General features: G+C 68.0%; 6 protein-coding genes. 4 read left to right on the top strand and 2 right to left on the bottom strand.

Annotated features, from left to right (window positions below):
• Positions 1–569: 569 nt before the first annotated feature.
• The gene (locus NS3_RS27975; protein ID WP_245649853.1) at positions 570–1,598 is read right to left on the bottom strand and encodes a protein kinase family protein; all 1,029 of its coding nucleotides are present in this window, start codon (positions 1,596–1,598) and stop codon (positions 570–572) included.
• A 77-nt stretch (positions 1,599–1,675) separates the two neighbouring features.
• Complete coding sequence (locus tag NS3_RS29375; RefSeq protein ID WP_157101589.1) at positions 1,676–1,903, bottom strand: hypothetical protein; 228 nt, start codon at positions 1,901–1,903, stop codon at positions 1,676–1,678.
• Between the two features lie 12 nt (positions 1,904–1,915).
• Here NS3_RS29375 and NS3_RS27970 point away from each other — a divergent pair, with 12 nt between their 5' ends.
• The 4 genes from NS3_RS27970 to NS3_RS27955 all read left to right on the top strand — a co-directional run.
• Entirely contained in the window at positions 1,916–2,179 is a 264-nt protein-coding gene (locus tag NS3_RS27970) for a hypothetical protein (protein WP_067866027.1), read from the top strand.
• Entirely contained in the window at positions 2,122–2,400 is a 279-nt protein-coding gene (locus NS3_RS27965; RefSeq protein WP_067866024.1) for a hypothetical protein, read from the top strand. Before NS3_RS27970 ends, NS3_RS27965 begins: the two co-directional genes overlap by 58 nt.
• Before the next feature lie 358 nt (positions 2,401–2,758).
• Positions 2,759–3,595, top strand: a complete 837-nt coding sequence (locus NS3_RS27960) for a hypothetical protein (RefSeq protein ID WP_067866021.1) — start codon at positions 2,759–2,761, stop codon at positions 3,593–3,595.
• A gap of 378 nt (positions 3,596–3,973) precedes the next feature.
• Positions 3,974–4,287, top strand: a 314-nt coding sequence (locus NS3_RS27955) for a hypothetical protein (RefSeq protein WP_067866018.1), incomplete at its 3' end; no start/stop codon positions are given.

Here is a 4,287-nt window from a genome sequence, read left to right as displayed (position 1 = left end):
AAGCGGGAATACCTACTGACATGCATTGGGAAAACTGCGAGGCCGTACGAAAACTGTCAGTGAGCGAGCCGCACGGGAATGTCAGTGGCGCTCGGTTCGGGGAGCGCCCGGACCGCCCCACAAAGGGCCAACAGGCCCGGTTTCGTCTCATTGATTCCGCACACGGGTTTCGACCCTGCTCACCGCTGTGGCGAGCTGTGGTTTCGCGAATGCCGTCCGGTGGACCGGATCTGGGACAGAAACGATCGTTTCCGCCCCACGGCCTAACGCCCCACCTACCAGGCACTACACCATACCGACTACCTGAATACCGGTTCCTGCCAGTCGGCTAGCCCACTTTGCGGAACTCTTCGGCCGCGGCCTGCTCCAGGTCTTCGGCGCGCCGTTTGCGACGTCGAGCATCCACAGTTAGCGCTTGGGCCTGACGGCCCACGGCGGTTTCGACGAGCTGGTGCTGACGCAATTGCGGCTGCTTCAGTCCTTGGAGGATCTGCGCCGTCAGGGCCTCGATGCCGCGCTGACGGCCGCCCTGCTCGCCGGAACCGGGTGGCGCCGATCCGCCGAACCGATCAGAGCCCTGCCGGGTATGGCGCCCGCCTGGTTTCGTAGCGGAGCAGATTGAAGAAGTCCGTCATCGCGACTGCGACGGGCGCGTCGCGGGTGAGGATCGCCGCGGCGGTCTTCGGGATCCCGAGTGGCACTTGGCCTGACGCGTACGCACGCAAGCGGGACTCACGCTGATCGCGTCCGGGACCGAAGAGTTCGGCTACCAGCCACTGCGCCGTGTACATGCTCGCGTAGCAGCGGTCGTAGTTCCGGTGCCGCTCGAAGAAGGCGAGCTCGTCCTCCGCGAGCTCGAACCGGCAGGAGATCGCCAGTCCGTAGTCCGCGACGTAGAGCCGCTCGCCGTCGGTGAGAAGATTCTGAAAGTGGGCGTCGAAATGCAACAGGCCATTGGTGTTCATGAACGCGATGCCTGCTGCCAGATCCCGATCCACCATGGCCAACGCACGGTCGGCGGCCTCACTGCCAGCCCGGAGTTGCTCACCGAGCCAGCTGAACAGGTTCCGTGGGATGTGCTCCAGGAACAGCGCGATGCTCGCCGAGGACGAGTGTCGCTCCTCGAGGCGCCGCCGGACCTGCGCCCCGCCTTCCCAGAAGTCGACGACCCGTTCGATGTCGGCCAGCTCCTGCGGCAGCGGCGTCGTATCCGGCAACACCCGCCAGTGGTACATCAACGGGAAGCCCGCGAACTCGCCCGCGAGCGCCCAGTTGGTAGTCATGACATGCGCGGCGAGTTCGCGCCAAGCTCCGAACCCCGGGCTGCCGATGCCGTAGTGGCAAAACATCGGCAGCTCGAAGAGATTGGCCGTGGAATGGACGTTCTCCGGTCGCAGTTCCAAGTCTGTCAGCGGTACCCGCTTGACGAACACCTGCCTCCCGGCAACCTCCAACAACACCGACTCCCCGCCGATGCCCGATCCGACCGGCTCTGCGGCGTCCAGGGTCTGTTGCAGCGCGCGATCGCTGAGCATAGCCAGGGACGTCGAGATGGAACCATATGCGGCAAGGCGCGTTTCGGCGCATGTGGACGACACGGCTATCAGACTGTACATCGAAGTGCGACGCGCCCGTTCCCCGCCCGAAAGCCCGCGATATCTGCCGAGAACACCCACTAACGGCGGCCAGAATCGAGTGCCCAGGTCAGCGTCATGCCATCACAGTCCGGCGGCATCTTGGGAAGATCTTCAGCGACATCTTTTCCGCCATCCGGATCGGCGCATTCGTCCAGGTCAGCGCTCTGACGTCGCCTTTCAGTCCCGCCACTGACTACCACCACGCTCTGGGCCACCTCGCCGAAAACCACCTCGGCGCGGAGCGTCTCGACCAGATCACCGCCCACGCTGAAGCGCTCGTGCCCGGCATCACCGACGCCGACGCATGGCCGGTCCTGCGCCAGCACCTGGCCGTCCTCGACCTCTCCGGCACCGACGCCCTCACCCGACTCACCAAAGCCGCGGCCGGCCGTGAACTCGGCACCGCCGCCGACCCCGCCGCGGTCCTGGACTGGCGGATCGACCCCACCGGCCGCCACTCCCACGGCGCGGGCGGGCCATCGCCGTGGCTACCCGCCATCCCGCCCGCTCTGCAATCCCACGCCCCGACCACCAGCACCTGAGGGCCCGGGCCGCGCGAATCACCGAACTCGCCACCACCATCACCGAGAAGACCCGCACCCACAGCGACGACGACGCGCCGCTGTGGGCCCGCGCACTGCGTGAGGTCGATCCCGCCCTGGTCGCCGAACTCGCCGTCTGGCGCGCCGCCCACCGTGTGCCCGATCTCGACCGCCGTCCCACCGGCCCTACCCGCTACCCGGTAGCCGAACGCCGCGAGTAGCAACGCCTCGACCAGGCCGTCGCCGAACGGATCGGCACCGCCGACACCACCCACACCCGACGGTGGCGCCCGCTCGTCGACGACCTCGACCCCCGCATCGCCACCGACCCGTACTGGCCAACCCTCGCCGCCGAACTCACCCACGCCGCCGACACCGGCATCGACATCCCCACCGCGGTCCGCACCGCTCACAGCGACCGGTAACTGCCCGCCGAGCAGCCAGCGGCCGCCCTGCGCTGGCGCATGACCACCACCTCGCCCCCTCAGGAAGCCGCAACCAACACCCGCGCTCGCCGGTGCGCTCGACATCGCGACCGAACCTCCGCCCCTGCCGGTCGGCGCCGAGTGGGAAGCGGCGATGGTGCGGGCCCGCGAACAGCTGCGCGACACCGATGCCCGCGACCCGCGACGGATGAGCGATACCGAACTCGCCGAACTCGCCCGCGCTCTCACACCACGCCCCGGCAACGACCACGTCCGCATCCCCGCGGTCCTGCGCGTCCATCACGCCGAAACCGCCCTGACCACCGCACGCGAGCGTGACCAGACCGCAGCCGCGATCCGTCGCGCACAACCCGCCGTCGCCACCGCCGAAACCCTGCAAGCCGACCACGAGCACCGGACCGCCGAGATCCGGGCGACCGAGCGCGAACTCGCCGCGATCTCCCGCATCAAATGGCGGGTCCGCACCGCACTCCAGACACGCCTCGACCAACTCGAACACGCACAAGCCCAGACCGCGATCCAGCTCGCCGCCGCCCGCGCCGAGGCTGCCCGGCTCACCGCCGAAGTGCCCACCCCGAGCTGGTGGTGGGAACGGGCCCTCACCGACGCCGGCGACTACACCGCCCGCGACACACACCTGAGCGCTGCGGCCGACGAGCTCACCACCGCCCGTACTGAACTCGACCGCCTCACCGCGCTCGACGAACCCCCGCAACTGCGCGTCATCCGCGCCGAGATCCAGCGCCGCGACAACCTCACCGGCGTCGAACGCGACGCCGAAAACCACGCCCGCACCGAAACCGACACCACTGACGGCTCCACCGCTAGGCCACGCCGCACCGAACACCTCCGCCGAACCATCGCTGGTCACCAGCACAGCGGCCTCGACACCAGCACCGGCCTCGGCGGCCACCACCCCGACCCGAACCCGGGCACCGGGGCGTCCCGCGCTCCCGGCTACGGGCTGTAGCACCTCCAGAACCTGGTGCGGATAGGGGGCCAGTGAGCGAAGCTCACGCGTCAGCACGTTGCGCGGCGGCCCATCGCACACGTGTGGTCTGCTCGGTCATGCCGGGCTCGGCGCCGCTCGGGTGATGCGGGTTCCGGGCTGCGGTAGCCATCCCTGCAGATGTCCGCTCGAATGGGTCTTCTCCTCCCGTACGGCGGGCGGCGCCGGCCTCAGATGGCAGCTACAGCCTGCCGAGCGGCCAATGCCGAGTTGGAGAAGCAGCTGACTCTTAATCAGCGGGTTCGGGGTTCGACTCTGTTTGCCCCCCGTGCGTACGATCGCACCTGGAAGGCGTCCTCAGCTGGGCGGCGCGGCTGATTCGATTGAGGGAGTTCATCGATGTCTTGGCGGGATGCCACCCCTCAGCCGGTCCAGGACGATTTGGACGACCTGCTCGACGCGGTGTTGGACTTGGCCGAAGAACGGTTGTCCCAGTATGGTGGCTTCTATCCCTTCAGCATGGCCGTGGACGCCTCGGGCGGTAGGAAGCTGTTCGAATCGGCAACCGGAGACGCGCGCCAGGCCAAGGAGTTGAGTTTCAGCACGCTCAGGGCGTTGCGTGCCGAGATCCGTGCTGCCGCGGTTGTCGTGGACGTGGCGTTGCCGGAAACCAGGTCCAGTGGAATCGAAGTGCATCTCGAACACGTCGACGG

The sequence above is a fragment of the Nocardia shimofusensis NBRC 100134 genome (assembly GCF_001613125.1).
In the GTDB taxonomy this organism is placed as follows: domain Bacteria; phylum Actinomycetota; class Actinomycetes; order Mycobacteriales; family Mycobacteriaceae; genus Nocardia; species Nocardia shimofusensis.
Note: the sequence above shows the minus strand (reverse complement) of the source record. Positions and strands in the feature narration are given on the sequence as shown.